This window comes from Paenibacillus chibensis (genome assembly GCF_004001045.1).
GTDB classification, from domain to species: Bacteria; Bacillota; Bacilli; order Paenibacillales; family Paenibacillaceae; genus Paenibacillus_AQ; species Paenibacillus_AQ chibensis.
In genome coordinates this window covers 13,713-40,631 of the sequence record NZ_BIMK01000039.1, presented here as the reverse complement: position 1 = coordinate 40,631, position 26,919 = coordinate 13,713, and the positions used below count along the sequence as shown (strand labels likewise).

35 protein-coding genes are annotated in these 26,919 nt (G+C 48.1%); all 35 read left to right on the top strand.

The genetic code is table 11. From position 1 onward, the window contains the following. Positions 1-35 precede the first annotated feature (35 nt). The 35 genes from PCH05_RS23635 to rpmJ all read left to right on the top strand — a co-directional run bounded on the left by PCH05_RS23635 (position 36) and on the right by rpmJ (position 26,905). A complete protein-coding gene (locus tag PCH05_RS23635) occupies positions 36-641 on the top strand; it encodes a class I SAM-dependent methyltransferase (protein WP_127606544.1) in 606 nt (201 codons plus the stop codon). 358 nt (positions 642-999) lie between these two features. Further along, entirely contained in the window at positions 1,000-4,545 is a 3,546-nt protein-coding gene (rpoB, locus tag PCH05_RS23630; RefSeq protein ID WP_127606542.1) for a DNA-directed RNA polymerase subunit beta, read from the top strand. A gap of 80 nt (positions 4,546-4,625) precedes the next feature. Beyond that, positions 4,626-8,240, top strand: a complete 3,615-nt coding sequence (rpoC, locus tag PCH05_RS23625; RefSeq protein WP_127606540.1) for a DNA-directed RNA polymerase subunit beta' — start codon at positions 4,626-4,628, stop codon at positions 8,238-8,240. Positions 8,241-8,463: 223 nt separating this feature from the next. After that, positions 8,464-8,715, top strand: coding sequence for a ribosomal L7Ae/L30e/S12e/Gadd45 family protein (locus tag PCH05_RS23620; protein WP_127606538.1), 252 nt, complete (start codon positions 8,464-8,466; stop codon positions 8,713-8,715). Positions 8,716-8,882: 167 nt separating this feature from the next. Then, on the top strand, positions 8,883-9,305 hold the full coding sequence (gene rpsL / locus PCH05_RS23615; protein ID WP_127606536.1) for a 30S ribosomal protein S12: 423 nt from the start codon (positions 8,883-8,885) through the stop codon (positions 9,303-9,305). A gap of 42 nt (positions 9,306-9,347) precedes the next feature. Further along, positions 9,348-9,818: a 30S ribosomal protein S7 gene (rpsG, locus tag PCH05_RS23610; protein ID WP_127606534.1), complete on the top strand. Its 471-nt coding sequence runs from the start codon at positions 9,348-9,350 to the stop codon at positions 9,816-9,818. 47 nt (positions 9,819-9,865) lie between these two features. Then, positions 9,866-11,947, top strand: coding sequence for an elongation factor G (gene fusA / locus PCH05_RS23605; RefSeq protein WP_127606532.1), 2,082 nt, complete (start codon positions 9,866-9,868; stop codon positions 11,945-11,947). Between the two features lie 115 nt (positions 11,948-12,062). Further along, a complete protein-coding gene (gene tuf / locus PCH05_RS23600; protein ID WP_127606530.1) occupies positions 12,063-13,253 on the top strand; it encodes an elongation factor Tu in 1,191 nt (396 codons plus the stop codon). Positions 13,254-13,837: 584 nt separating this feature from the next. Continuing rightward, positions 13,838-14,146 (top strand): 30S ribosomal protein S10, encoded by a 309-nt coding sequence (rpsJ, locus tag PCH05_RS23595; RefSeq protein WP_005544556.1) that lies wholly within the window; start codon positions 13,838-13,840, stop codon positions 14,144-14,146. Positions 14,147-14,179: 33 nt separating this feature from the next. Continuing rightward, positions 14,180-14,803: a 50S ribosomal protein L3 gene (rplC, locus tag PCH05_RS23590; protein WP_127606528.1), complete on the top strand. Its 624-nt coding sequence runs from the start codon at positions 14,180-14,182 to the stop codon at positions 14,801-14,803. 26 nt (positions 14,804-14,829) lie between these two features. Further along, positions 14,830-15,453 carry a 50S ribosomal protein L4 gene (rplD, locus tag PCH05_RS23585; protein ID WP_127606526.1) on the top strand — a complete coding sequence of 208 codons (624 nt, stop codon included), beginning with the start codon at positions 14,830-14,832 and terminating at the stop codon, positions 15,451-15,453. Beyond that, positions 15,453-15,746, top strand: coding sequence for a 50S ribosomal protein L23 (rplW, locus tag PCH05_RS23580; RefSeq protein ID WP_127606524.1), 294 nt, complete (start codon positions 15,453-15,455; stop codon positions 15,744-15,746). The genes rplD and rplW overlap by 1 nt, the downstream gene beginning before the upstream one ends. Positions 15,747-15,758: 12 nt before the next feature. Then, complete coding sequence (gene rplB, locus PCH05_RS23575; protein WP_127606522.1) at positions 15,759-16,589, top strand: 50S ribosomal protein L2; 831 nt, start codon at positions 15,759-15,761, stop codon at positions 16,587-16,589. A 69-nt stretch (positions 16,590-16,658) separates the two neighbouring features. Next, entirely contained in the window at positions 16,659-16,937 is a 279-nt protein-coding gene (gene rpsS / locus PCH05_RS23570) for a 30S ribosomal protein S19 (protein ID WP_076176739.1), read from the top strand. A 35-nt stretch (positions 16,938-16,972) separates the two neighbouring features. Continuing rightward, positions 16,973-17,305: a 50S ribosomal protein L22 gene (gene rplV / locus PCH05_RS23565; protein ID WP_127606520.1), complete on the top strand. Its 333-nt coding sequence runs from the start codon at positions 16,973-16,975 to the stop codon at positions 17,303-17,305. Between the two features lie 13 nt (positions 17,306-17,318). Then, positions 17,319-17,984: a 30S ribosomal protein S3 gene (gene rpsC, locus PCH05_RS23560; protein ID WP_127606518.1), complete on the top strand. Its 666-nt coding sequence runs from the start codon at positions 17,319-17,321 to the stop codon at positions 17,982-17,984. A gap of 2 nt (positions 17,985-17,986) precedes the next feature. Continuing rightward, positions 17,987-18,421, top strand: coding sequence for a 50S ribosomal protein L16 (gene rplP, locus PCH05_RS23555; protein ID WP_127606516.1), 435 nt, complete (start codon positions 17,987-17,989; stop codon positions 18,419-18,421). Next, positions 18,411-18,608, top strand: a complete 198-nt coding sequence (rpmC, locus tag PCH05_RS23550; protein ID WP_036712586.1) for a 50S ribosomal protein L29 — start codon at positions 18,411-18,413, stop codon at positions 18,606-18,608. Before rplP ends, rpmC begins: the two co-directional genes overlap by 11 nt. 43 nt (positions 18,609-18,651) lie before the next feature. Beyond that, the gene (gene rpsQ, locus PCH05_RS23545; RefSeq protein ID WP_025336666.1) at positions 18,652-18,918 is read left to right on the top strand and encodes a 30S ribosomal protein S17; all 267 of its coding nucleotides are present in this window, start codon (positions 18,652-18,654) and stop codon (positions 18,916-18,918) included. Positions 18,919-18,956: 38 nt separating this feature from the next. Then, positions 18,957-19,325, top strand: a complete 369-nt coding sequence (gene rplN / locus PCH05_RS23540) for a 50S ribosomal protein L14 (protein ID WP_036712594.1) — start codon at positions 18,957-18,959, stop codon at positions 19,323-19,325. Between the two features lie 82 nt (positions 19,326-19,407). Continuing rightward, positions 19,408-19,761: a 50S ribosomal protein L24 gene (gene rplX, locus PCH05_RS23535; protein WP_218030545.1), complete on the top strand. Its 354-nt coding sequence runs from the start codon at positions 19,408-19,410 to the stop codon at positions 19,759-19,761. Between the two features lie 31 nt (positions 19,762-19,792). Beyond that, complete coding sequence (gene rplE, locus PCH05_RS23530; RefSeq protein ID WP_127606514.1) at positions 19,793-20,335, top strand: 50S ribosomal protein L5; 543 nt, start codon at positions 19,793-19,795, stop codon at positions 20,333-20,335. A gap of 46 nt (positions 20,336-20,381) precedes the next feature. Beyond that, positions 20,382-20,567: a type Z 30S ribosomal protein S14 gene (locus PCH05_RS23525; protein WP_127606512.1), complete on the top strand. Its 186-nt coding sequence runs from the start codon at positions 20,382-20,384 to the stop codon at positions 20,565-20,567. Positions 20,568-20,599: 32 nt separating this feature from the next. Beyond that, positions 20,600-20,998 (top strand): 30S ribosomal protein S8, encoded by a 399-nt coding sequence (gene rpsH, locus PCH05_RS23520; protein ID WP_127606510.1) that lies wholly within the window; start codon positions 20,600-20,602, stop codon positions 20,996-20,998. A 30-nt stretch (positions 20,999-21,028) separates the two neighbouring features. Then, on the top strand, positions 21,029-21,571 hold the full coding sequence (gene rplF / locus PCH05_RS23515) for a 50S ribosomal protein L6 (RefSeq protein ID WP_127606507.1): 543 nt from the start codon (positions 21,029-21,031) through the stop codon (positions 21,569-21,571). An 83-nt stretch (positions 21,572-21,654) separates the two neighbouring features. After that, positions 21,655-22,023 (top strand): 50S ribosomal protein L18, encoded by a 369-nt coding sequence (gene rplR, locus PCH05_RS23510; RefSeq protein WP_127606505.1) that lies wholly within the window; start codon positions 21,655-21,657, stop codon positions 22,021-22,023. 26 nt (positions 22,024-22,049) lie between these two features. Then, a complete protein-coding gene (rpsE, locus tag PCH05_RS23505) occupies positions 22,050-22,547 on the top strand; it encodes a 30S ribosomal protein S5 (protein WP_036712609.1) in 498 nt (165 codons plus the stop codon). Between the two features lie 12 nt (positions 22,548-22,559). Beyond that, the gene (gene rpmD, locus PCH05_RS23500; protein ID WP_127606503.1) at positions 22,560-22,745 is read left to right on the top strand and encodes a 50S ribosomal protein L30; all 186 of its coding nucleotides are present in this window, start codon (positions 22,560-22,562) and stop codon (positions 22,743-22,745) included. Between the two features lie 47 nt (positions 22,746-22,792). Further along, the gene (rplO, locus tag PCH05_RS23495) at positions 22,793-23,233 is read left to right on the top strand and encodes a 50S ribosomal protein L15 (RefSeq protein WP_127606501.1); all 441 of its coding nucleotides are present in this window, start codon (positions 22,793-22,795) and stop codon (positions 23,231-23,233) included. Then, entirely contained in the window at positions 23,233-24,531 is a 1,299-nt protein-coding gene (gene secY, locus PCH05_RS23490; protein ID WP_127606499.1) for a preprotein translocase subunit SecY, read from the top strand. The genes rplO and secY overlap by 1 nt, the downstream gene beginning before the upstream one ends. 91 nt (positions 24,532-24,622) lie before the next feature. Beyond that, the gene (locus PCH05_RS23485) at positions 24,623-25,267 is read left to right on the top strand and encodes an adenylate kinase (protein ID WP_127606497.1); all 645 of its coding nucleotides are present in this window, start codon (positions 24,623-24,625) and stop codon (positions 25,265-25,267) included. Between the two features lie 5 nt (positions 25,268-25,272). Further along, positions 25,273-26,025, top strand: a complete 753-nt coding sequence (map, locus tag PCH05_RS23480) for a type I methionyl aminopeptidase (RefSeq protein ID WP_127606495.1) — start codon at positions 25,273-25,275, stop codon at positions 26,023-26,025. 9 nt (positions 26,026-26,034) lie between these two features. Continuing rightward, complete coding sequence (locus PCH05_RS23475) at positions 26,035-26,343, top strand: KOW domain-containing RNA-binding protein (RefSeq protein ID WP_127606493.1); 309 nt, start codon at positions 26,035-26,037, stop codon at positions 26,341-26,343. Between the two features lie 2 nt (positions 26,344-26,345). Beyond that, positions 26,346-26,561, top strand: a complete 216-nt coding sequence (gene infA, locus PCH05_RS23470; RefSeq protein ID WP_006212898.1) for a translation initiation factor IF-1 — start codon at positions 26,346-26,348, stop codon at positions 26,559-26,561. A gap of 230 nt (positions 26,562-26,791) precedes the next feature. Further along, positions 26,792-26,905 carry a 50S ribosomal protein L36 gene (gene rpmJ / locus PCH05_RS23465; RefSeq protein ID WP_003322638.1) on the top strand — a complete coding sequence of 38 codons (114 nt, stop codon included), beginning with the start codon at positions 26,792-26,794 and terminating at the stop codon, positions 26,903-26,905. Positions 26,906-26,919: the final 14 nt, after the last annotated feature.

Sequence of the window (26,919 nt, the reverse complement as noted above, 5' to 3'; positions counted from 1 at the left end):
TCTGTGAATACAAGACCAAGATACGGAGGAACGGCATGTCACAGCATTACTATTCGAATCAGCCGGAGGTCGGTCATGACCGGCGCCAATTGGAAGAGAAGCTTCGCGGCCAAACCTTTAGGTTTATCAGTGATGCAGGTGTGTTTTCCAAGAAAGGCGTTGACTTTGGCAGCAAGGTTCTCATCGATGCGATGGATATTCCGGAGAATGCGGAAGTATTGGATGTCGGCTGCGGATATGGCCCTATCGGCTTTAGTGCTGCCCGGCTAGCTGCTCATGGTCATGTGACGATGCTTGACGTGAATGCCCGTGCGGTGGAGCTGGCCAAGGAAAATGCAAAGCTGAACGGTATTCACAACGTGACTGTTCTGGAAAGCGATCTGTTCGCGGCTGTAGAAGGCAAAAGCTTTGACGTCGTGCTGACCAATCCCCCGATCCGTGCCGGAAAGGAAACCGTTCATGCGATTTTCGAACAGGCTTATGCGCATTTGCGTGATGGCGGAACGCTGTGGATCGTGATTCAGAAGAAGCAGGGAGCGCCGTCGGCGAAGGCCAAGCTGGAAAGTCTTTTTGGACGGGTGGAGGAAGTTACGAAGGATAAAGGGTACCGGATATTTAAGGCTACAAAAACTTCTCAATAATGCGCAATAGGACTATTGACTTGAAATTGCAGATGTGATATTATTATAAAATGTCAGTATTAGGATAGGCTTCTTGTCTTTAGTTGGCTGAAATGTCAATAGGTTTTTATGCGGAGAGGTGCATAAACAGGGGCATGTTCACGTATAATATGTACATTTTGGGCAAATCTACAGGATATGAAGTCACTTCCGTGTTTAGCTAGGAAGACCATGGATAAGTTGCTCTTTGTTCGAAAGCATTCGGGTAAGGGCTTTTCTTTATTTGTGGATGAATCCTCTGCATGAATCCATTATAAGGTTCCAAACAGAGGTTCGCAATCAATTTTTGAAGTGAGTAGACATGAGGGGTGAGTTAAAGTTGGCAGGACATCTTGTTCAGTATGGTCGACGCACTCGGCGAAGTTATGCGCGAATTAATGAAGTACTAGAGGTTCCGAACCTGATCGAAATCCAACAGAAATCATACGAATGGTTTTTGGAGGAAGGATTGCGCGAAATGTTCCAGGATATCTCGCCAATTCAGGATTTTACGGGAAATTTGGTGCTGGAGTTTATTGACTACAGCCTTGGTGAACCTAAATACACCGTCGATGACGCTAAGGAACGTGACGTGACGTATGCGGCACCTTTGCGGGTTAAGGTACGGCTCATCAACAAAGAAACCGGTGAAGTCAAAGAGCAGGAAGTATTCATGGGAGATTTCCCGTTGATGACGGAGACCGGTACGTTTATTATCAATGGCGCAGAACGGGTCATTGTCAGCCAGTTGGTACGCTCTCCTAGCGTCTACTTCAGTACGAAAGTCGATAAAAACGGCAAAAAGACATACACTGCGACGGTTATTCCGAACCGCGGCGCATGGCTTGAACTGGAGACGGATGCGAAAGACATCATGTATGTCCGGATTGACCGTACCCGTAAAATTCCGGTTACCGTATTGCTTCGGGCGCTTGGTTTCGGCAGTGACGCCGAAATTTTGGAACTGCTTGGCAACGACGAATATATCCGCAACACGCTGGACAAAGACAATACCGATTCTACGGAAAAAGCGCTCATTGAGATCTACGAACGCCTCCGTCCAGGCGAACCGCCTACGCTGGATAACGCAAAGAGCCTCCTCGTAGCGCGCTTCTTTGATCCAAAACGATATGATCTGGCCAACGTCGGCCGTTATAAAATCAATAAAAAGCTTCACATCAAAAACCGTCTCTTCAACCAGCGTCTTGCTGAAACGTTGATCGACAGCCAAACAGGAGAGATTATCGCGGAAGCGGGGCAAATGGTAGACCGCCGCTTGCTGGATGAGATTATGCCTCACCTGGATACGATGGTGGGTCACCGGACTTACCATGTTGCCAACGGCGTACTTGATGCGGATGACATTCCGCTTCAAAGCATTGACGTGTTCTCGCCGATTGAAGACGGCAAAGTCATCAAAGTAATCGCTAACGGAAATATCGATAAATCTGTGAAGCATATTACGCCTGCTGATATTATCTCCTCGATCAGCTACTTTATTAATCTGCTTCACGGCATCGGCGACACGGATGATATTGACCATCTGGGTAACCGCCGTCTGCGTTCCGTAGGCGAACTGCTGCAGAACCAGTTCCGTATTGGCTTGTCCCGTATGGAGCGTGTGGTTCGCGAAAGAATGTCGATTCAGGATGCGAATGTCATCACGCCTCAGGCGCTGATCAACATACGTCCTGTGATTGCATCGATCAAGGAGTTCTTCGGAAGCTCCCAGCTCTCGCAGTTTATGGACCAGACCAACCCGCTTGCCGAGCTGACGCATAAACGTCGTCTGTCTGCACTCGGACCTGGCGGTTTGACGCGTGAGCGCGCGGGCTTTGAAGTACGCGACGTCCATCACAGTCACTACGGCCGGATGTGTCCGATTGAAACGCCAGAGGGTCCGAACATCGGTCTGATCAACTCCTTGTCTACATTTGCCCGCATCAACGAGTACGGCTTTATTGAAGCTCCGTACCGCTGGGTAGATCCGAAGACGGGTGTAGTAACCGATCATATCGACTACCTCACGGCAGATGAAGAAGATAACTACGTAGTCGCCCAGGCCAATGCGCAGCTCAATGATGACGGTACGTTTGCGGAAGAGATGGTTATCGTCCGCTATAACAAACAGTCCGACAACATTTTGCCGATGCCGAACGAACGCGTCGACTACATGGACGTATCTCCGAAGCAGGTTGTATCCGTCGCGACGGCGCTCATTCCGTTCCTTGAGAACGATGACTCCAACCGTGCGCTGATGGGATCGAACATGCAGCGTCAGGCTGTGCCGCTGCTCATTCCTAAAGCTCCGCTTGTCGGAACCGGAATGGAACACAAGTCGGCGAAGGATTCGGGCGTATGTATCGTTTCCAAGCATGACGGCATCGTGGAACGTTCGAGCGCGGATGAGATCTGGGTACGCCGGATCGAAAACGTGGACGGCAAAGAAGTGAAGGGCGATATCGTTAAGCATAAATTACACAAATTTATGCGTTCGAACCAAGGAACGTGCATTAATCAGCGTCCGCTCGCCAAAAAAGGCGACATCGTGAAGAAAGGCGACATTCTGGCAGACGGACCTTCCACAGAAATGGGCGAACTTGCTCTGGGACGTAACGTTGTCGTTGCGTTTATGACCTGGGAAGGTTACAACTACGAGGATGCGATTCTGCTGAGCGAGAAAATGGTTAAAGAGGATGTCTACACCTCGATCCACATTGAGGAGTACGAGTCCGAAGCACGTGATACCAAGCTTGGACCTGAAGAAATCACCCGCGACATTCCTAACGTAGGTGAAGACGCACTTAGAAACCTTGACGAGCGCGGCATCATCCGCATCGGTGCCGAAATTAGCGCCGGCGACATTCTGGTTGGTAAAGTAACGCCTAAGGGTGTTACGGAGCTGACTGCGGAAGAACGTCTCCTGCATGCGATTTTCGGTGAAAAGGCTCGTGAGGTTCGTGACACATCCCTCCGCGTACCGCATGGTAGTGACGGAATTATCGTTGACGTTAAAGTGTTTACCCGTGAGAACGGCGATGAGCTGCCTCCTGGCGTAAACCAACTGGTTCGTGTGTACATCGCTCAGAAGCGTAAAATCTCTGAGGGTGACAAAATGGCCGGACGTCACGGTAACAAAGGGGTCGTGGCCCGTATTCTGCCGGAAGAGGATATGCCGTTCCTGCCGGACGGTACACCTGTACAGGTTGTGCTGAACCCGCTCGGCGTACCATCGCGGATGAATATCGGGCAGGTGCTCGAAGTCCATCTGGGCTTTGCAGCCATGCAGCTCGGCATTCACGTGGCAACGCCGGTATTCGACGGTGCCAACGAGTATGACGTGTTCGATACGATGGAAGAAGCAGGCATGCAGCGTAACGGTAAAACCGTGCTGTATGACGGACGTACCGGTGAGCGCTTCGAGCGCGAAGTTACGGTCGGCGTCATGCACATGATCAAACTGGCGCACATGGTTGACGATAAAATCCATGCCCGTTCCACGGGTCCTTACTCTCTCGTTACGCAACAGCCTCTGGGTGGTAAAGCTCAGTTCGGTGGACAGCGCTTCGGTGAGATGGAAGTGTGGGCGCTGGAAGCCTACGGCGCCGCATATACGCTGCAGGAAATTCTTACTGTCAAATCCGACGACGTTGTCGGCCGGGTGAAGACGTACGAATCCATCGTCAAAGGCGAGAACGTTCCGGAGCCGGGTGTTCCTGAATCGTTCAAGGTCTTGATCAAAGAGCTTCAGTCTCTGGGTATGGATGTGAAAATCCTGAGCGGCGACGAACAGGAAATCGAGATGAAAGAGCTCGATGACGAAGATGAGACTGCAGGCGATAAGCTGAGCCTCAATCTGGAAGGCGCGGAAGTCGGAGTGGAATAAGTTCGGGATCACGTGGCGGACGGGGCTGACCCGTCTGCCACATTCTCGGATTAAAACAATAGGACTAGGAGGGTTGCTCCTTGTTGGACGTAAACAATTTCGAATTCATGAAAATCGGGCTTGCATCCCCGGAAAAAATTCGTTCATGGTCCCGCGGAGAAGTAAAAAAACCGGAAACCATCAATTACCGTACGCTGAAACCGGAGAAAGAAGGCCTGTTCTGCGAACGTATTTTTGGACCGCAAAAAGACTGGGAATGCCATTGCGGTAAATATAAGCGTGTCCGTTATAAAGGCGTTGTCTGCGATCGCTGCGGCGTTGAAGTTACCCGCGCGAAGGTTCGCCGCGAACGGATGGGCCATATTGAGCTGGCAGCTCCTGTATCCCATATCTGGTACTTTAAAGGCATTCCGAGCCGTATGGGTCTCGCTTTGGATATGTCTCCAAGATCTTTGGAAGAGATCATTTACTTTGCATCTTATGTTGTAACCGATCCAGGAGATACGCCTCTGGAGAAGAAACAGCTTCTGTCTGAAAAAGAATATCGCAGCTACCGTGAAAAATACGGCTACGGATTCCAGGCGGGCATGGGTGCGGAAGCCATCAAAAAGCTTCTTCAGGATCTCGATATCGACAAAGAACTCGAATTCCTTAAAGAAGAGCTTCGTACGGCTCAAGGCCAACGCCGCAACCGTGCGATCAAACGCCTTGAAGTTATCGAAGCATTCCGCAATTCCGGCAACAAGCCGGAATGGATGATCATGGACGTTCTTCCGGTCATTCCTCCGGAACTTCGCCCGATGGTACAGCTGGATGGCGGACGTTTTGCGACGTCTGACCTCAATGACTTGTACCGCCGCGTGATCAACCGTAACAATCGTCTGAAACGCCTGCTCGATCTTGGCGCGCCTGACATCATCGTGCAGAACGAAAAACGTATGCTGCAGGAAGCTGTTGACGCCTTGATCGATAACGGCCGCCGCGGACGTCCTGTAACGGGTCCTGGTAACCGTCCTCTCAAATCCCTCAGCCATATGCTGAAAGGTAAACAAGGACGTTTCCGTCAAAACCTGCTCGGTAAACGCGTAGACTACTCCGGCCGTTCCGTTATCGTCGTTGGACCGTACCTGAAAATGTACCAATGCGGTCTGCCTAAGAAAATGGCGCTTGAGCTGTTCAAACCGTTTGTCATGAAAGAACTGGTCAATAAAGGCCTTGCCCATAACATCAAGAGTGCTAAACGCAAAGTTGAACGTGTAAGTCCGGAAGTATGGGATGTCCTCGAAGAAGTCATCAAGGAGCATCCAGTACTGCTGAACCGTGCACCGACGCTTCACCGCTTGGGTATTCAAGCCTTCGAACCGATTCTGGTTGAAGGTCACGCGATCCGTCTTCACCCGCTCGTATGTACGGCGTACAATGCCGACTTTGACGGTGACCAAATGGCGGTTCACGTTCCGCTGTCTGCCGAAGCTCAGGCCGAAGCCCGCATTCTGATGCTGGCATCCGGTAACATCCTGAACCCGAAAGACGGTAAACCGGTCGTTACCCCTTCCCAGGATATGGTCCTTGGTTCCTTCTATCTCACGATGGATAACAAGGAAGAGAAGGGCAGCGGCATGATTCTTCGTACCGTTAACGAAGCCGTATCTGCTTATCAGCGCGGTTCCGCAGGTCTGCATGCCCGTGTTGCCATCCCTGTCAAAGCCCTGGGTAAAACCAGCTTTACGGATAAGCAGCAGGATGCTATGCTCCTGACGACGGTTGGACGCATCATCTTCAACGAGATTTTCCCGAGCAGCTTCCCGTACATTAACGAAGCGACTCGCGACAATCTGTTCAACGGCACGCCTGAGAAATACTTCGTGTATGAAAAAGGCGTGGACATCCGTGAACGCATGGACGCTCTTCCGATCAGCAACGCTGTCGGCAAAGAGTATCTCGGACAAATCATTGCACGCTGCTTTGAAATTTACCATACGACAGAAACCTCTGTTATTCTGGATAAAATCAAACAGCTCGGATTCACATATTCTACCCGTGCCGGCGTAACCGTAGCGGTATCCGACGTTATCGTGCCTGAAGAGAAGCAAGCGATTCTGAAGGAATCCGACGACAAGGTAGCGGTTGTAACCAACCAATACCGTCGTGGCCTCATCACCAACGAAGAACGTTATGACCGTGTTATCGATATTTGGTCCAAAGCCAAGGACGATATTACCGAAGTCCTCATGAAATCGATGGATCGCTTCAACTCCATCATGCTCATGGTTGACTCCAAAGCGCGGGGTAACAAATCGCAGATCACCCAGCTGGGCGGTATGCGGGGTCTGATGGCCAATCCGTCGGGTCGGATCATCGAGCTCCCAATCAAATCGAACTTCCGTGAAGGACTTACCGTCCTCGAGTACTTCCTGTCCACACACGGCGCGCGGAAAGGTCTGGCGGATACAGCGCTTCGTACCGCTGACTCCGGTTACTTGACCCGCCGTCTGGTTGACGTAGCGCAGGACGTGATTGTGCGCGAGGAAGACTGCGGTACCGATAAAGGCTTCACCGTCAGCCGGATTCAAGACGGTAAAGAGGTTATCGAGGATCTTTACGATCGTATCGAGGGACGTTATTGCTTCGAAACGGTTCGCCATCCGGAAACCAAAGAAATTTTGGTTCACCGCAACGAGCTGATCGATTCGGACAAAGCGAACCTGATCGTAAACTCCGGCGTTACCAAACTGCAAATCCGTTCCGTGCTCAGCTGCCGTGCCCGTCACGGTGTATGTAAGAAGTGCTATGGACGTAACCTGGCTACCGGTAAATTCGTCGAAATCGGTGAAGCAGTCGGCATTATCGCTGCCCAATCGATCGGTGAACCGGGAACCCAGCTCACCATGCGTACCTTCCATACCGGCGGTGTAGCAGGTGACGATATCACGCAGGGTCTTCCGCGTATCCAGGAGCTCTTTGAAGCCCGGAATCCGAAAGGTCAAGCGACGATCAGTGAGATCGACGGCGTGGTTAAAGAGATTCGCGAAGGCAAAGACCGCCGCGAGATCGAAGTTCAAGGCGAAGCTGAAACCAAGGTATACTCCGTCACTTACGGTTCCCGTCTGCGCGTAAGCGAAGGCCAGGAAATCGAGGCTGGCGACGAGTTGACCGAAGGTTCGATCGACCCTAAAGAAATGCTGCGCATCAAAGGCATCCGCGGCGTGCAGAACTATATCCTTCAGGAAGTTCAGCGCGTTTACCGAAACCAGGGCGTAGAAATCAACGACAAGCACGTCGAAGTCATGATCAAGCAGATGCTGCGTAAGATCCGCATCGTCGATGCCGGAGATACAACGCTTCTGCCAGGATCATTCAGCGACATGCATGAATACGAAGCAGCGAACAAAGAAGCGATCCTGAGCGGCAAGGAACCGGCTGTAGCCAAACCTGTCCTGCTCGGTATTACCAAAGCTTCCTTGGAAACAGACTCCTTCTTGTCTGCCGCATCCTTCCAGGAAACAACGCGCGTGCTGACCGATGCTGCCATCAAAGGCAAAGTCGACCAGCTGCTCGGCCTGAAAGAAAATGTCATCATCGGTAAATTGATCCCTGCAGGTACGGGTATGAACCGTTACCGCAGCGTCAAATTCGATGATCCGAATGCGGAAGAGGGCAGCTCCAAGGAATTGGAAACTGCTACTGTAGAGTAAAGCATAAATCTGAAAAGCCAGCGGTGATTGCCGGGTTTCCGGCTTTCTCCGCGAGAGCTTTTTGATTCTCGGTATATCATGCGGCAAGTGCCGGTTCATCTATTTTTTGAATCGTATATCGAAAATTAATAGTTAGATGTTCTTGACATCGACTAATGCAGGTGCTAATATATCAAAGGTGCGTGAGTAGTAACACCCCTGTGCTTTTGGAGGAATCGTAAAGATGTCTAATGATAAAGGATTACAGGATGCTCATGTAAAGATCGGGGCCAAACAAACCATGAAGCTTGTGGAGTTGGGCCAGGCTGCTGAAGTATATGTAGCCGAAGATGCGGAACACCGGCTCATTTCCAAGATCGAAAGCTTGTGCAGCAAGCACGGCGTGAAGATCACCTATGTGGACTCCATGGTACATCTGGGGAAAGCATGTGGTATTGAAGTGGGTGCAGCCATGGCTGCCATCATTAAACCATAGCGATATGGAATGAACGTAAGTTCAAACTGTAAGGAACGTTTTTGTTAGAGAAGGGTCAACTTCTCTCGGCAAAAACTTTTCATTTGTTCTTTTATGAACCGCCTGGGTCTGTGGACTTAAAATGAGGTTTGTAACGAGAATAATCATATTGGAAGGGGGTGGCTAGAATGCCAACAATTAACCAACTGGTTCGCAAAGGACGTCAAGCAAAAATCTACAAATCGAAATCCCCTGCTCTGCAGAAAGGATATAACGCTCTGAAGCGTGAAGATACGGATTTGAGCGCTCCTCAAAAACGTGGAGTTTGCACCCGTGTAGGTACAATGACTCCGAAGAAACCGAACTCCGCACTTCGTAAATATGCCCGTGTTCGCTTGACGAACCGCATCGAGGTGACAGCTTACATTCCGGGGATCGGACACAACCTGCAAGAGCACAGCGTGGTATTGGTTCGCGGTGGACGGGTAAAAGACCTTCCGGGTGTACGTTACCACATCGTTCGCGGCGCACTTGATACAGCTGGTGTGAACAACCGTATGCAGGCTCGTTCCAAATACGGCGCTAAGCGTCCAAAAGCTAAAAAATCGTAATAAATCTTATAAGAGTTCATGACGTAAGAAAGGGGGATATCCATGCCACGCAAAGGTCCAGTTACCAAAAGAGACGTGCTGCCAGATCCGGTGTACAACAGCAAGCTGGTTACTCGTCTGATCAACCGCATTATGCTGGATGGTAAAAGAGGTGTTGCTCAAAGCATTCTTTACAATTCGTTCAAGTTGATTCAAGAGCGTACAGGTAAAGATCCTATGGAAGTGTTTGAAGCAGCAATCAAAAACATCATGCCAGTTCTGGAAGTTAAAGCTCGCCGTGTCGGCGGTGCGAACTACCAGGTGCCGATCGAAGTTAAACCAGAGAGACGTACTGCTCTCGGTCTTCGTTGGCTCGTAAACTACTCCCGCAACCGCGGTGAAAAAACCATGGAAGAGCGTTTGGCGGCTGAGATTATCGATGCTTCCAACAACACAGGCGCTTCCGTTAAGAAACGCGAAGATACACACAAAATGGCTGAAGCGAACAAAGCGTTTGCACACTACCGCTGGTAGGATTCAGTTCAACATATTACACTTCAATTTTGAAGGGAGACTATTTCATGGCAAGAGAGTTCTCCTTGAAAAATACACGTAATATCGGGATCATGGCTCATATTGACGCTGGTAAAACGACCACTACAGAGCGGATCTTGTTCTACACAGGCCGTACGCACAAAATCGGTGAAGTTCACGAAGGTGCGGCAACAATGGACTGGATGGAGCAAGAACAGGAGCGCGGGATCACGATTACTTCCGCTGCGACGACCGCTTCTTGGAAAGGTCACCGCGTAAATATCATTGACACCCCGGGGCACGTTGACTTCACTGTTGAAGTTGAACGTTCCCTTCGTGTATTGGATGGGGCAGTAGGCGTTTTCAGTGCGAAAGAGGGCGTTGAACCTCAGTCTGAAACCGTATGGAGACAGGCTGATCGTTATGGCGTACCACGGATCGCATACGTAAACAAAATGGATATTATCGGTGCCGACTATCTGAACGTAGTTGCGGATATGCGCGACCGTCTGCAAGCGAACGCAGTTGCTATTCAACTGCCAATCGGTGCGGAAAATGACTTCAAAGGCATCATCGACATCGTTGAGCAAAAAGCTTACATGTACAAAGATGACCTGGGTCAAGATATCGAAGAAACCGAAGTTCCTGCAGAGTTCAAAGACAAAGTCGAAGAGCTTCGCGCAGAACTGATCGAGAAGGTTGCAGAACTCGACGAAGAACTGACAATGAAGTATCTGGAAGGCGAAGAAATTACAATTCCAGAACTGAAAGCTGCACTCCGTAAAGGTGTTGTAGAAGTTAAGATCTTCCCGGTTATCTGTGGATCTTCTTACCGTAACAAAGGGGTTCAGCTGATGCTGGACGCAGTTATCGATTACCTGCCAGCTCCTGTTGACGTTCCAGCTATTCAGGGTCATCTGGAAGACGGAACTGAAGTTGAACGTCATTCTTCCGACGAAGAACCGTTCGCAGCTCTGGCATTTAAAATCATGACTGACCCTTATGTTGGTAAATTGACATTCTTCCGCGTATACTCCGGTATTCTTCAATCCGGTTCTTACGTATTGAATGCAACCAAAGGCAAACGTGAACGTATTGGCCGTATTCTTCAAATGCATGCGAACAGCCGTCAAGAGATCAGCGAAGTTTACTCCGGTGATATCGCAGCTGCCGTAGGTTTGAAAGATACTGGCACAGGCGACACGCTTTGTGATGAAAAGGCTCCGGTAATTCTGGAATCCATGAACTTCCCGGATCCGGTTATCGAGATTGCCGTAGAACCAAAAACCAAAGCCGACCAAGACAAAATGGGCGTTGCTTTGGGCAAATTGACAGAAGAAGATCCTACGCTGCGTGCTCATACAGATGAGGAAACTGGTCAAACAATCCTGGCTGGTATGGGTGAGCTTCACCTTGATATCATCATTGACCGTATGCGTCGTGAGTTCAAAGTAGAAACCAATGTGGGTAAACCACAGGTTGCTTACCGCGAAACCTTCCGTCAACCAGCTCGCGTCGAAGGTAAATTCGTTCGTCAGTCCGGTGGTCGTGGTCAATACGGTCACGTATGGGTTGAGTTCGAACCTCTCGAAGCAGGTACTGGCAGCATATTCGACAGCAAAATCGTCGGTGGTTCCGTACCAAGAGAATACATTCAGCCAGCTCTGAATGGTATCGAGGAAGCCATGAAGAATGGTGTACTCGCCGGCTTCCCGCTTGTAGACGTTAAAGCTACAATCGTAGACGGTTCCTACCATGATGTCGACTCCAATGAAATGGCGTTTAAGATTGCCGGTTCCATGGCGCTTAAAGCGGCTAAAGACAAGTGTAAGCCTGTCCTGCTCGAGCCAATCATGAAAGTCGAAGTTACAGTCCCTGAAGAATACATGGGTGACGTAATGGGTATGCTGAACTCCCGCCGTGGACGGATCGAAGGTATGGATTCCCGTTCCGGTGCTCAAATCATCCGTGCGAAGGTGCCTCTGTCCGAAATGTTCGGATACTCGACAACTCTTCGTTCCGGTACCCAAGGACGCGGTGTGTTCTCCATGGAGCTCTCTCACTACGAAGAAGTTCCTAAGAACATCTCTGAAGAGATCGTATCCAAGTCCAAAGGTTCTGCTGAATAAGCTAACCAACGTTTTTAAGACTGACCGGAACATTCAACATCCAAGACAACCTGCATAAGTACCGGTCAGCACAAACATACAAAACATTATTCCATTTAAGGAGGAATTGTTCAAAATGGCAAAGGCTAAATTTGAACGTAACAAACCGCACGTTAACATCGGTACTATCGGTCACGTTGACCATGGTAAAACTACTCTGACTGCTGCTATCACAACTGTATTGTCCAAAACTTACGGTGGTGCTGCTGTAGCATTCGACCAAATCGACAAAGCTCCAGAAGAGCGCGAGCGCGGTATCACAATCTCCACAGCTCACGTAGAATACGAAACACCTGCTCGTCACTACGCACACGTTGACTGCCCTGGACACGCCGACTATGTTAAAAACATGATCACTGGCGCTGCTCAAATGGACGGAGCGATCCTGGTTGTATCCGCAGCTGACGGCCCTATGCCGCAAACTCGCGAACACATCCTGTTGTCCCGCCAAGTAGGCGTTCCTTACATCGTTGTATTCTTGAACAAATGCGACATGGTTGAAGACGCTGAACTGCTTGAACTGGTTGAAATGGAAGTACGCGATCTCCTGAACGAATATGAATTCCCAGGCGACGACACTCCAATCATCCAAGGTTCTGCTCGTGAAGCTCTGCAAAACCCAGATGGCGAGTGGGCTCAAAAAATCGTTGAAATGTTCAACATCATCGACGAGTACATCCCAACTCCAGAACGCGACACTGACAAGCCTTTCCTTATGCCTGTCGAGGACGTATTCTCCATCACTGGTCGCGGTACCGTTGCTACAGGCCGTGTAGAACGTGGTACTGTTAAAGTCGGCGATGAAATCGAAATCGTTGGTATCGCTGAAGAGTCCAGAAAATCCGTCGTAACTGGCGTAGAAATGTTCCGCAAATTGCTTGATTCCGCTCAAGCTGGTGACAACATCGGAGCCCTGCTTCGTGGTGTAGACCGTGCACAAATCGAACGTGGTCAAGTACTGGCTAAGCCAGGTTCAGTTAAGCCTCACACTGAATTCTCTGCTCAAATCTACGTTCTGACTAAAGAAGAAGGTGGCCGTCATAAGCCTTTCTTCACTGGATACCGTCCACAGTTCTACTTCCGTACAACTGACGTAACAGGTATCATCAACCTGCCAGAAGGTTCCGAAATGGTAATGCCTGGCGACAACATCACTGTAACAGTTCAACTGATTGCTCCAATCGCGATCGAAGAAGGAACAAAGTTCTCTATTCGTGAAGGCGGACGTACAGTTGGCGCTGGCGCAGTAGCAACAATCTCCAAATAATTAAGGCTTCTGCCTTAATTTCCGATAAAAGCAACAGTGTGCTGTAACGAGTAACGAGATGACGTAAACGAAAGACAAGAAGATGCTTCTCACGTTGAGAGGCATCTTCTTTATATTTTATTGGAGAAGTCTATGTAAAGCTCAGAACGTATTGGTATCACGTTCTCCGGGGATAAAGAATCGCGATGAAGAATTTTGCCGATATTGAGGATGCGATGCATACAGCGCAGATGGAATGATATCCGCAGAAGAACAGATCCGAACGTAGATCTATACAATAGAAGGAATCGGTTTATCGACAACCCAAGCTGCAGCGTCGGATGACCGATTCAAAGAGGCATTGAAGCTGCTTTAAAATCTATATAATGAAAGAAAAATCGATTATTCATCAAGATTAAGGTAAGTTTCATTTAAAGCTTGCAATGTACCCATTCTTTCTATATAATAGTGAATGTTGTTCTGAGACGTTGCGATGATGTGAGAGGTTACTGACACACCCGGCCCCTTTGCCATGGAGCAGTGAGTCAGAAAATTTTCACGGAGTATGTCCGATACCAAATTGGGCGATAGAAGGAGGGACTAAAATGGCAAAGCAAAAAATTCGTATTCGTTTGAAAGCTTACGATCACAGAATTCTTGATCAATCCGCTGAGAAAATTGTTGAAACTGCGAAACGTTCTGGTGCAGGTGTATCCGGACCGATTCCGCTTCCAACTGAAAAACAAATCATTACCATTCTCCGTGCGGTACACAAGTATAAGGATTCTCGGGAACAATTCGAAATGCGCACTCATAAGCGTCTGATCGACATTGTAAACCCAACTCCACAAACTGTGGATGCTCTTATGCGCTTGGACCTGCCGTCCGGTGTAGATATCGAAATCAAATTGTAATTTCTGAATTAAGAAGAGAAAAGAGGTGTCAACATGAAAGGTATCTTAGGAAAAAAACTCGGAATGACTCAAGTGTTTACCCCAGAAGGTAACGTAATTCCTGTAACGGTTATCGAAGCAGGTCCTTGTGTTGTTCTGCAAAAGAAAGATGTCGAGAACGATGGATACGAAGCGATCCAAATCGGTTTCTCCGATAAGAAAGAAAGCAGATCCAACAAACCTGAAGCAGGTCATGCCAAAAAGGCTAATACTGCACCTAAGCGCTACGTTCGCGAAGTTCGCGGTGTTGACCTCGGGGCATACGAGGTTGGCCAAGAGCTGAAAGCTGATATTTTTGCAGAAGGCGAATATGTTGACGTGACTGGTACTTCTAAAGGTAAAGGTTTCCAAGGTAACATCAAACGTTGGGGACAAAGCCGCGGACCAATGGCGCACGGCTCCCGTTACCATCGTGGACCAGGTTCCATGGGCTCCATCCAAGCAAACCGTGTTCCTAAAGGCAAACACCTTCCAGGACAAATGGGTAACGTAACCGTAACGGTTCAAAAGCTTGAGATCGTTAAAGTTGACGCAGAACGCAATGTACTGCTGATCAAAGGCGCAATCCCAGGACCTAAGAATAGTTTCGTGAAAATCAATGAAACGGTGAAAAAATAATCACCTAAGGAAAGGAGGAACAAAAAATGCCAAAAGTATCCGTGTTTAATGTCAGCGGAAGCCAAGTTGAAGAATTGGAACTGAACGACGCTGTGTTCGGTATCGAACCTAACGTTCATGTCATGAACCAAGCTGTATTGCTGCAAAGAGCGTCTTTGCGTCGCGGTACACATAAAGTGAAAGGCCGTTCTGAAGTACGCGGCGGCGGACGTAAGCCTTGGAAACAAAAAGGCACAGGCCGTGCTCGTCAAGGTTCGATCCGTTCACCACAATGGAAAGGCGGCGGTACTGTATTTGGTCCAACACCACGCAGCTACTCCTTCAAGCTTCCTAAGAAGGTTCGTCGTCTTGCGATCAAATCCGCGTTGTCTTCCAAAGTGATCGACAACAACATTATCGTTCTGGATGCACTTGCACTGAACACGCCTAAAACGAAGGAATTTGCAAGTATCTTGAACAACCTTAAAGTGGAACGTAAAGCTCTGATCGTGGCTCCTAGCTATGATGATAATGTGGCTCTTTCCGCTCGTAATATTCCTGGTGTGAAATTCGTAGCGGCAGACGGCATTAATGTTCTTGACGTACTTCTGTACGACAAGCTGATCATTACGAAAGAAGCAGTTCAGAAGGTAGAGGAGGTGCTCGCGTAATGAAAGATCCTCGTGATATTATCAAACGTCCTGTGATTACAGAACGTACTGCTGAATTCATGGCTGACCTTAAGTATGCTTTCGAAGTTGACATTCGTGCCAACAAAACCGAAATCAAACAAGCCGTTGAGTCTATTTTCAAAGTGAAAGTAACCAACGTTAACACTATGCGCGTTCCAGCTAAGCCGAAACGTTATGGCCGCTACAACGGTTACACAACCGAGTGGAAAAAAGCCATCGTAACGCTGAGCAAGGACAGCAAAGCGCTCGAGTTTTTTGAATCTGTAGAGTAAGGAGGAAATCACGTGCCTATTAAAAAGTATAAACCGACATCCCCGGCGAGACGTAACATGTCCGTGTCTACGTTCGAAGAGATCACGACAAATCAGCCGGAGAAATCGTTGCTTGCACCGCTCAGCAAAAAAGCTGGCCGCAACAACCAAGGTAAAATTACAGTTCGTCACCACGGCGGCGGACACAAACGTAAATACCGTATCATCGACTTCAAACGTACGAAAGACGGCATACCAGGTACCGTTGCTACGATCGAGTATGATCCGAACCGTACTTCGAACATCGCTCTGATCCACTATGCAGACGGAGAGAAGCGCTACATCATCGCTCCTAAAGGTCTGAAAGTTGGAGACAAAGTTGAATCCGGACCGAGCGCCGACATCAAAATCGGTAACGCTCTTCCAATGGAAAATATTCCGGTAGGTACTGTTATCCACAATATCGAACTGCAGCCAGGCAAAGGCGGACAATTGGTTCGTGCAGCCGGCACCGAAGCTCAGCTTCTGGGTAAAGAAGAGAAATACGTATCCGTACGTTTGTCTTCCGGTGAAGTTCGTAAGCTTCTGAAAGTTTGCCGCGCAACCATCGGTTCCGTTGGTAACGAAGATCACGAGCTGATCAAGATCGGTAAAGCAGGCCGCAGCCGCTGGCTCGGACAACGTCCTGAAGTACGCGGTGTCGTCATGAACCCTAACGATCACCCTCACGGTGGTGGTGAAGGCCGCGCTCCAATCGGACGCAAATCGCCTATGTCTCCTTGGGGCAAACCAACCCTTGGTTACAAAACGCGTAAAAAAGGAAAAGCTTCTGACAAGTATATCGTTCGCCGCCGCACAAAATAATGCACATTGTGCATAACTTTGTAAAGTGCCGAAAGTAACGAGAGATTGGACGAAGGGAGGATTTTATAGATGAGTCGCAGTTTGAAAAAAGGACCTTTCATTGATGGGTACCTGCTGAAAAAAGTAGAAGTGATGAACGAGTCGAACAAGAAAGCTGTTATCAAAACTTGGTCCCGCCGCTCTACGATTTTCCCGCAATTTATCGGTCACACGTTCGGTGTATACGATGGACGCAAACACGTGCCTGTATACGTAACGGAAGACATGGTAGGTCACAAGTTGGGTGAATTCGCTCCAACACGTACTTACAAAGGTCATACGGACGATGACAAGAAAACAAGAAGATAATTTGAAGCTCTTTGTTCTGAGAGGAGGTAAAACAAATGGAAGCAAAAGCACATGCCAGATCGATCCGTATTGCTCCTCGTAAAGTCAAGCTCGTGATTGACTTGATCCGTGGTAAGCAAGTTGGTGAGGCGGTTGCCATTCTCCGCCACACTCCGAAGTCGGCTTCCCTGGTTGTAGAGAAGCTGCTCAACTCCGCGATTGCGAATGCTGAGCATAACTACTCGATGGATATTAACAATTTGGTTGTTAGCCAGGTTTTCGTAAACCAAGGGCCAACCATGAAGAGATTCCGTCCACGCGCGATGGGTCGTGCGAGCAGAATCAATAAACGCACCAGCCACATTACTTTGGTGGTATCTGAAAAATAAGGAGGGATAACGTGTGGGCCAAAAGGTAAATCCAGTCGGACTCCGGATCGGTATTATCCGTGATTGGGAATCGAAATGGTATGCAGGCAAAGATTTCGGAAATCTTTTGCTGGAAGACGTTAAAATTCGTGAATACCTTAAAAATAAATTGAAAGATTCTGCTGTATCTCGCATCGAAATCGAGAGAGCGGCAAATCGTGTGAATGTAACGATCCACACTGCGAAACCAGGCATGGTTATCGGTAAAGGTGGTTCCGAAGTCGAGGTACTTCGCAGCCAAGTTACGAAAATTGCAGGCGGTAAAAAAGTTCACATCAATATTTCTGAAATTAAACATGCAGACATGGATGCAATCCTGGTTGCAGAAAGCATTGCACAACAATTGGAGCGTCGCGTTTCTTTCCGTCGTGCATTGAAACAAGCGATCCAAAGAACAATGCGTTCCGGCGCAAAAGGGATCAAAACTCAAGTCAGCGGACGTCTTGGCGGCGCTGAAATCGCTCGTACAGAAGGCTACAGTGAAGGAACAGTTCCACTTCATACGCTTCGCGCTGACATCGACTACGGTACAGCAGAGGCGCATACAACTTACGGCCGTATCGGCGTAAAAGTATGGATCTATCGTGGAGAGGTTCTTCCTACGGCTAAGAAACAAGTAGCTCAGGAAGGAGGCAACTAATCATGTTGGTACCAAAACGTGTAAAACACCGCAAGCAACAACGCGGTCACATGAAAGGTATGGCAAAAGGCGGCACCGAGCTGAACTTCGGCGAATACGGTTTGCAAGCACTTGAGCCAACTTGGATCACGAACCGCCAAATCGAAGCAGCGCGTATTGCGATGACTCGTTACATCAAGCGTGGCGGTAAAGTATGGATTAAAATTTTCCCGGACAAACCAATCACTCAAAAGCCTCTTGAGGTTCGTATGGGTAGCGGTAAAGGTAACGTGGAAAAATGGGTCGCAGTTGTAAAACCAGGTAAGATTATGTTCGAACTTGGAGGCGTGCCTGAGGAAATTGCTCGCGAAGCGATGCGTCTCGCCGCTCACAAGCTGCCGATCAAAACGAAGTTTGTGAAACGTGAAGAATTGGGTGGTGAAGCAAATGAAAGCTAATGATCTGCGTAACTTGACCACTGCAGAAATTGAGCAAAAGATTGCGGGCTTTAAAGAGGAACTCTTTAACCTCCGTTTTCAATTGGCTACCGGACAGCTTGATAACCCGACTCGGATCCGTGATGTGCGCAGGGAAATAGCTCGTGCTAAAACCGTCATCCGTGAAAGAGAACTTGGGATTAGTTAATTGAAGCAGTCATTATTGCCTGTATTCAGGAAGGAGGCTAACGATGAGCGAAGAACGCAATGCTCGTAAAGTGCAAATCGGTAAAGTTGTCAGTGACAAAATGGATAAAACCATCGTTGTAGCTGTTGAAACTTACAAAAAGCATGATCTCTATCACAAACGCATTAAATACACGAAAAAATTTAAAGCGCATGATGAGAACAATACAGCACAAATCGGAGATACCGTTAAAATCATGGAAACTCGCCCGCTCTCCAAAGACAAGCGCTGGAGACTGGTAGAAGTCGTTGAAAAAGCGGTTATCATCTAAAGATATAGCGACAGTTTTTCCGAAAGGAGGAAATTTCAATGATTCAACCATTTACACGTCTGCAAGTGGCTGACAATTCCGGTGCGAAGGAACTGATGTGTATCCGCGTATTGGGAGGTACAGGTCGTCGTACTGCAGCAATTGGCGATTTGATCGTTTGTTCTGTAAAACAAGCAACACCAGGCGGCGTTGTCAAAAAGGGTGACGTAGTCAAGGCTGTTGTGGTTCGTACGAAGCGTTCTGTACGCCGTAAGGACGGATCTTACATCGCATTTGACGAAAACGCAGCGGTTGTTGTTAAAGACGACAAGAGCCCACGCGGAACTCGTATTTTCGGACCAGTGGCTCGCGAACTTCGTGATAAAGACTTCATGAAAATCGTTTCCTTGGCACCGGAAGTTATCTAAGACTTCAAATGAATCGGATGACCGATTGAATAGATCGTTCCAAGTTATGCTTGCTACAGGCAAGCCGCAGGAGGTGTAACAAATGCCAAAAGTGAAAAAGGTTCTGGAATCGCACAATAACAAGCTGCACGTCAAAAAAGACGACACGGTTATGGTGATCAGCGGTAAAGACAAAGGCAAAAAAGGCCGTGTCATTGCAGCTTATCCTCGCGAAAACCGAGTGCTGGTAGAAGGCGTCAACATGGTGAAAAAACACCAGAAGCCGAACCAAATGAACCCGCAAGGCGGAATTCTTGAACAGGAAGCACCGATCCATGTATCCAACGTGATGCATCTTGATCCGAAGAGTGGAAAAGTAACTCGTGTGGGTTACAAAACGCTTGATAACGGTAAAAAGGTTCGTGTTGCTAAGAAATCCGGAGAAGTTATCGACTAATCGAGAGCTATAGAAAGGAGGTTTATGATTCATGGCAGCAAGAATGAAAGAACGTTTTCTTAACGAAATCACTCCTGCTTTGATGCAGAAGTTCAACTATTCTACAGTAATGCAAGTACCTAAAATCGAGAAGGTTGTCATCAACATGGGTGTGGGTGATGCCGTATCCAACTCGAAAGTACTTGATTCCGCAGTCACTGATATGCAGCTGATTGCTGGCCAAAAACCAGTCATTACTCGTGCTAAAAAATCCATCGCAGGATTCAAATTGCGTGAGAATATGCCGATCGGTGTGAAAGTAACACTGCGCGGTGAGCGCATGTATTACTTCCTGGACAAATTGTTCAACATCACCCTTCCACGTGTACGTGACTTCCACGGCGTGTCTACGAAAGCATTCGACGGACGCGGCAACTACACACTGGGCCTCAAGGAACAACTGATTTTCCCTGAGATCGAGTATGATCAAGTGGATAAAGTCCGTGGTATGGATATCGTTATCGTAACGACGGCTAAAACTGACGAAGAGTCCCGCGAGCTGCTCGCTCAATTGGGAATGCCTTTTGCGAAGTAATTCGCAAATCCATTTCTCCGAAAATTTTTAGGAGGTGTCAGGCTAAGTGGCAAAAACTTCGATGAAAGTAAAACAACAACGTGCGCCTAAATATAAAGTTCGTGCTTACACGCGCTGCGAACGTTGCGGTCGTCCACATTCGGTACTGCAAAAGTTCAAAATTTGCAGAATTTGTTTCCGTGAATTAGCTTATAAGGGCCAGATTCCTGGCGTCAAAAAAGCAAGCTGGTAAGAAGTTTATAATCGGGAAGGAGGTTTACACACATGACTATGTCTGATCCAATTGCAGATATGCTTACTCGTATTCGTAACGCGAACACTGTGCGTCACGAAACAGTAGAAATGCCTGCTTCGACGATGAAAAAACAAATCGCTGAAATCCTGAAGCGTGAAGGTTTCATCCGTGATGCAGAATATATCGATGACAACAAACAAGGGATTATCCGTGTTTTCCTGAAATATGGTGCAAACAACGAACGCGTTATCTCCGGTTTGAAAAGAATCAGTAAACCAGGTCTGCGCGTTTACACGAAGAGCAACGAAATTCCTCGTGTACTCGGCGGTCTCGGAATTGCGATTATCTCCACTTCTAAGGGGATTATGACCGACAAAGAAGCTCGTCAATCCAAAGCTGGCGGAGAAGTTGTCTGCTACGTTTGGTAATACACGTCACAAAACAAGGAGGTGCAACAAATGTCCCGTATTGGTCGCAAACCAATCGCAGTACCTAGCGGTGTGGATATCACACTGAACAATACCGAAATCACTGTTAAAGGACCTAAAGGTACTTTGACTCGTGAACTTCACAAGGATATGAAAGTAACGGTGGAAAACAACGAGATCCTCGTTGAACGCCCATCCGACAACAAACTGCATCGTTCCCTTCACGGCACGACTCGCAGCGTTGTCAGCAACATGGTGAGCGGCGTTACTGAAGGATTTTCTAAATCTCTGGAATTGGTTGGGGTCGGATATCGTGCAAGCAAATCCGGAGATAAAATCGTTCTGAACGTTGGATACTCTCATCCCGTTGAAATCACTCCAGAACCAGGTATCGAATTCGAAGTGCCTGCAAATACGAAAATCATCGTTCGCGGTATCGATAAGGAGCGCGTAGGTGCATACGCTGCTCAGATCCGTTCCGTTCGCGAGCCTGAGCCTTACAAAGGTAAAGGGATTAAGTACGAAGGCGAGCGCATCATCCGTAAGGAAGGTAAAGCTGGTAAGAAGAAATAAGCTTTCTAAACTTATCAGTCTTTTACCCCGTGCGTCTTAAAGTGAAGCTGTAATGGCAAACTGAAAGGAGTGAAAGGGAAGTCATGATTACAAAACAGGATAAGAACAAGGCACGTGTCAGACGTCATCTGCGTGTACGCAAGAAAATCCAAGGTACTGCAGCTCGTCCACGTCTGAACGTATTCCGTTCTTCTAAACATATGTATGCTCAGCTGATCGATGACGTAGCAGGCGTAACCATCGTCTCCGCATCTACAGTGGATAAAGAGCTTAGCGGTTCTGTGAAAAACGGCGGCAGCGTTGAGTCCGCTCGTCAAGTAGGCGAACTGATCGCGAAGCGCGCGAAAGAAAAAGGTCACACAGCGGTTGTATTCGACCGTGGAGGTTACCTGTATCATGGACGGATTCAAGCACTGGCTGAAGCAGCACGCGAAGCAGGCTTGGAATTCTAAGAATTTCTAAAAAGGAGGTAAACGACTTGCGTGTAGATCCGAACACTTTAGAACTGACTGAAAGAGTTGTAAATATTAACCGTGTAGCTAAAGTTGTAAAAGGCGGACGCCGTTTCAGCTTCAGCGCTCTGGTTGTTGTCGGTGATGGCAAAGGCTGGGTCGGTGCAGGCATCGGTAAAGCCGGCGAAGTACCTGACGCTATCCGTAAAGGCATCGAAGATGCTAAGAAAAACCTGATTCACGTTCCAATCGTAGGAACAACTATTCCTCACCTGGTTACTGGTCACTTTGGTGCTGGACGCGTTCTTCTGAAACCAGCTTCCGAAGGTACTGGAGTAATCGCCGGCGGTCCTGTTCGTGCAGTACTTGAGCTGGCTGGTGTAGGTGACATCTTGACAAAATCTTTGGGTTCTTCGAACTCCATGAACATGGTCAATGCGACTTTGGAAGGCTTGTCCCGTCTGAAGCGTGTTGAAGAGGTTGCCAAACTTCGTGGCAAATCTGTCGAAGAGCTTCTCGGTTAAGGAGGGAATGTCATGGCTAAACTTCAAATTACCCTCGTCCGTAGTGTGATCGGTCGTCCTGAAACTCAGCGTACTACCGTGAAAACTCTTGGCTTGCGTAAACTTAACTCTAGCGTGGTTCACAACGACAATCCCGCGATTCGCGGCATGATCAACAAAGTGAGCCATCTGGTATCTGTAACAGAAATTGAAGGTTAATCTCTTCGGCAGATTAACCTACAAATAATAAGGAGGTGCAACGAACGATGAAGTTACATGAACTTACTTCAGCTACAGGATCCCGTAAAGATCGTAAGCGTGTAGGTCGCGGTACAAGTAGCGGAACGGGTAAAACATCTGGCCGCGGTCACAAAGGGCAAAATTCTCGTTCCGGCGGCGGTGTACGTCCTGGATTCGAGGGTGGACAAAACCCATTGTATCGTCGTCTGCCAAAACGTGGTTTTGTAAATCCTACGCGGAAAGAGTATGCGATCGTTAACATCGAGGAACTGAACAGCTTTGCAGAGGGTACGGAAGTAACTCCTGAATTTTTGGTGGAGAGCGGCGTCGTGAAAAACACGAAGAGCGGCATCAAAATTCTTGGCAACGGTGAAGTTACCGTGAAGTTGACTGTAAAAGCAAATAAGTTCTCTCAATCTGCGGTAGAGAAGATCGAGGCTGCCGGCGGTAAAACCGAGGTGATCTAATGTTTAAGACCCTGAAAAATATATGGCGGGTTGAGGACCTTCGTAAAAGAATTTTGTTCACCTTGTTAGTACTGATCGTTTACCGTATTGGTTCATTCGTTCCTGTTCCTGGCGTCAATAAAGATGTCTTGGAACAGACGAATCAGCAAGGCTCAGAATTGTTTGGTCTCTTAAACACGTTCTCGGGTGGCGCGCTGCATCAATTCTCCATCTTTGCGCTCGGGATCGTGCCGTATATTACCTCGTCCATTATCGTGCAGCTGCTATCGATGGATGTTATTCCGAAGCTCGCTGAATGGGCAAAACAAGGCGAGCACGGGAAAAAGAAATCGGCACAGTTAACGCGGTATTTGACGATCGTATTGGGTCTCATTCAGGCATTTGCGATGTCAATCGGTTTTAACCGGTTGTATTCAGCCGAAATGATTCCTAATGCAACGTTTGTGGATTATCTGCTGATTGCCATCGTGCTGACAGCGGGTACCGCATTCCTGATGTGGCTGGGTGAGCAAATTACGGAAAAAGGAATCGGTAATGGTATTTCCATTCTGATCTTCTCCGGGATTATCGCAAATATTCCGACATACATCCGTTCTACGGCTCAATCTAGTTTCATCGTAGATGGCCAGGCGTTTATGAATACGCTGAAAACAGTGATCGTCGTGATTGTCATCGTCGCGATCATTGTGGGTGTAATCTACATCCAGCAGGCCATTCGTAAAATTCCTGTACAATATGCTAAACGTGTGGTTGGCAACAAGATGTACGGTGGGCAGAATACGCATATTCCGCTGAAAATCAATGCGGCCGGCGTTATTCCAGTCATCTTCGCCGTATCCCTGCTGCAGTTCCCTACCATTATCGCTGGATTCTTTAACACTCATGAGTGGGCGAAGTGGATTCAAACCAACTTGAGATATGACTATCCTCTGGGTATGGTACTGTATGTACTGATGATCATTGGTTTCACATTCTTCTACACGTTCGTGCAGATGAATCCGAACCAAATGGCAGACAATATGAAGAAAAACGGCGGCTATATTCCGGGCATTCGTCCTGGTAAAGCAACCGAGAAATATCTGACCCGGGTTATGTCCCGTCTAACCATGACAGGTGCCATCTTCCTGGCCGTTATTTCCTTGGTGCCGATTGGCTTCGGTACACTGGCTGGCTTGCCTAGCTCAGTTAAAATCGGAGGCACTTCACTGTTGATCGTCATCGGGGTTGCGCTGGATACGATGAAAACCATCGAAAGTCAGTTGATCAAACGCCACTACAAAGGTTTTATCAATAAATAAGTGATAGGTTCCGGTGAAGTGATTTTTAAGCTTCCCGGCAACTTATTGCGTTGTTTCTTGTAAAGAGCTTGTGTTGGAGGGAGAGAGAAACGTGAACATACTATTCATGGGCCCTCCTGGGGCAGGTAAAGGCACACAGGCAGAAGTCATTGTCAATGAATTCGGCATTCCTCACATATCTACAGGCGATGCATTTCGCCTTGCGATCAAGCAAGGAACTCCCATTGGGATCAAAGCCAAAGAATACATGGATCAAGGGCTTTTGGTACCGGATGATGTAACGATCGGCATTGTGGAAGAACGTCTGCAGCAGTCCGATTGCGAAAAAGGTTTTTTATTGGATGGTTTTCCAAGAACCCTTTCGCAAGCGGAAGCGCTGGATGAGATCCTTAGCAGACTGAACACCCAGCTCGATCATGTCATCAACCTGAAAGTAGACCGCGATAAACTGATGGCGCGCCTTACAGGACGCCGGATTTGCAAAAACTGCGGCGCTACTTATCATGTGATCTTTAACCCGCCTAAACAGGAAGGTGTATGTGATAAATGCGGAGGCGAACTGTATCAGCGCTCGGATGACAACGAAGAGAGCGTCGGTACCCGTCTGGACGAATATATCAACAAAACAGCACCACTCCTAGCATTTTATGAGAACAAAGGTCTTTTGCGTCAGATCGATGGTGATCAAGAAATCGATACGGTATCGAAAGAAATCGTATCGGTGCTGCGAGGTTAGTCGTAATGATCATTTGTAAGTCCGAAACGGAACTCGGCTTTATGCGGGAAGCAGGACGAATTGTTGCGGAAACGCACCGTCTCATGGCAAAGCACATGGAACCGGGCATTACGACCGGGGAACTTGACGCGATCGCCGACCACTACATCCGCAGTCAACAAGCACTGCCGTCTTTTAAGGGCTACAATGGTTTTCCTGCCAGCATTTGCGCTTCAGTCAATGATCAATTGGTACACGGATTTCCCGGCAAACGCAAATTAAACGAAGGCGACATTATTACGCTAGACATCGGTGCGCAGTACCGTGGTTACCATGGAGACTCCGCTTGGACCTATCCTGTAGGCAGGATTTCGGATGAAGCCCAGCGTCTGTTGGACGTCACCGAGCAATCCCTGTATGCAGGCTTGGAGCTTGTCAAACCTGATGTGCGCCTGTTCACGATCTCACATGCCATCCAGCGCGTCATTGAAGACGCCGGCTTCTCGGTTGTCCGTGAGTATGTCGGACACGGAGTTGGGGCAGAACTGCATGAAGAACCGAATATTCCGAACTTTGGCGTCCCGGATCGGGGACCTCGGCTTAAAGCCGGCATGGTGCTGGCGATTGAACCGATGGTGAATGCCGGATCACGTTTCGTCAAAACGCTGGAAGACAACTGGACGGTCGTTACGGTCGACGGATCCTTGTGCGCTCACTTTGAGCATACGGTAGCCGTTACGAGCGAAGGTCATGAAATTCTCACGAAACTGGATATGTAGGTGATTGTCTTGAGTAATCAAAGCAGCCTGCAAATCGGTCAGATCGTGAAGATCCTGAAAGGCAAAGACGCCGGACAGGTGGCCGTGGTCGTGTCCATTGAAGACAGCAGGTTCGTGTATATTGCGGATGGGAACAAACGAAAGTTTGACCAGAAAAAGAAGAAGAATCTTCAACATCTGGAGCCCCAGTCCTTTATTAGCAGCGAGGTCGCAAACAGTTTAAATGAAAGCGGTCGGGTCACGAATGGAAAGCTGCGTTTCGCAGTTTCGAAGTTTGTGCAGTCCACCGAATCCCATGCTGAAGAGAAAGGAGACTAACTGTGGCTAAAGAAGATGTTATTGAAGTGGAAGGTACGGTCATCGAACCGCTGCCGAATGCAACGTTCAAGGTAGAGCTTGAGAACGGTCATCAAATTCTTGCTCACGTTTCCGGTAAGCTGCGGATGCACTTTATCCGTATTCTGACAGGCGACAAAGTGGTCGTGCAGTTATCGCCTTACGATTTAACCAAAGGCCGTATCACTTACCGTAAGTAATTTTTGCCGTTTCTTTCAAAATGGCGCCAGGGATGTTATGATCCTATATGGCACTTGAAAATGTTCTTTCCTGGTTTTACACTTGTAAAATCCGGTTGATCCTATAAGATATGAATTTACTTCCTTCATGATGGAGGTAAATCCTTATGCAGGTTTTGCTTATGGCAAAACTTTAGTCAATCCTTACGAAGCGAGTTTTGCTTTTGCAAAACTTGAGGGAGGTAATTAACATGAAGGTGAGACCTTCTGTAAAGCCTATTTGCGAAAAATGCAAAGTCATTCGCCGCAAAGGTACTGTAATGGTTATTTGTGAAAATCCGAAACACAAACAAAAACAAGGTTAAGAGAAGGGGGTGTA